Source organism: Grimontia sp. AD028 (assembly GCF_000973155.1).
In the GTDB taxonomy this organism is placed as follows: domain Bacteria; phylum Pseudomonadota; class Gammaproteobacteria; order Enterobacterales; family Vibrionaceae; genus Enterovibrio; species Enterovibrio indicus.
On the sequence record NZ_LASY01000109.1, the window covers coordinates 1 to 1,451 of the forward strand.

General features: G+C 48.6%; 1 protein-coding gene. It reads left to right on the plus strand.

Going from position 1 to position 1,451, the window contains the following annotated elements; translation table 11 throughout:
* Positions 1 to 115: 115 nt before the first annotated feature.
* Positions 116 to 1,438 (plus strand): IS4 family transposase, encoded by a 1,323-nt coding sequence (locus RN22_RS20165; protein WP_046307166.1) that lies wholly within the window; start codon positions 116 to 118, stop codon positions 1,436 to 1,438.
* The last annotated feature ends 13 nt before the right edge of the window (positions 1,439 to 1,451 follow it).

Genomic DNA, 1,451 nt, shown 5'->3' on the forward strand with positions numbered 1-1,451 from the left:
GGAGATGTGTATAAGAGACAGGCCCTAATGCCGATCAGTTAAGCAATAAATGATCGGTTGAACGATCCTTATAGGCTGTCAAAATCCGAGTGTTTCTATGCACTCGGATTTCTTTATGTTCTTAAGGCAAGCCCTCGACCGAATACACCAATTCTCTGCTGACCAACTCAATGGGCTCTCAGATCTCCTTTGCCCCTCACTGATTAATCAATGCCTTGAAGACACGGGCGTCGCCACGATTCGTAAGCGTCGACTCCCCATGGAACTGATGGTGTGGAGCGTGGTGGGAATGTCTCTTTATCGGCATCTATCGATGAGCAAGGTGGTCTCTCAGCTCGATATATTACTTCCGGGTAAGAAGCCTTTTGTTGCGCCGAGCGCGGTGATTCATGCCCGTAAGAAACTAGGACATGAACCAGTAGAAGCGGTGTTCAACCAAACTCAGCAATTGTGGCATGAGAAAACCCCGCATCCCGATTGGTACGGGCTCACTTTGCATGCCGTCGATGGCGTGGTTTGGCGAACACCTGATACGACTGACAATGATAAGGCTTTTAGTCGAACAGGTAATAAAACAACGACGTCAGACTATCCTCAAGTTCGCATGGTCTGCCACATGGAATTGACGAGCCATCTGCTCAACAGTGCCGCCTTTGACTCCGTCTCGGTCAGTGAGATTGACCTCACCGCTCAGCTTATCGACAAAGTTCCGGACAATAGCCTCACTCTGTTTGACAAAGGCTTCTATGCATTGGGACTTCTCCATCGTTGGCAAAGCCAAGGAGAGGAAAGACATTGGCTAATTCCCCTGCGTAAAGGGGCGCAATATAAGGTGTTAAGAAAACTGGGACGCGGTCAGGAGCTGATTGAGCTCTCACTGACATCTCAAGCGAAAAAGAAGTGGGCAGATGCGCCGGATACACTGGAAGCCAGACTCATTACCACCAAGGTGAAAGGGAAAGAAGTCAAACTGCTGACTTCCATGACCGACCCTAAGCGTTACATAGGAGCAGATATTGCAGAGCTCTACAGTCATCGCTGGGAAATCGAATTAGGCTACAGAGAGATGAAACAGTCCATGCTTCAAAATAGCCTGACGCTAAGAAGTAAAACGCCGGCTTTAGTCAAACAGGAGCTTTGGGGAATGCTGCTCGCCTATAACCTGCTGCGTTTTATGATGTGCCAGATGGCGTATTCCTTGAATACGGTGATGCCATACCAAATAGGCTTTAAGCAGGCATCGATATTTTTAGTCAGTCAGTTGCAGATGCTTCCGGCTGTTGCGCCCGGCAGATACCCAGAAGTGCTTAGATATATCCTCGATATGGCAGAGAGCTTTGTGCTTCCAGAGAGGCGGGAGAGGACATATCCCAGAGCAGTAAAGAAAAGGCCCAGTCGCTATGCGACTAGGCCTTCTAGAAAGCGTCATTCAGCTTAATTCACATGCATTA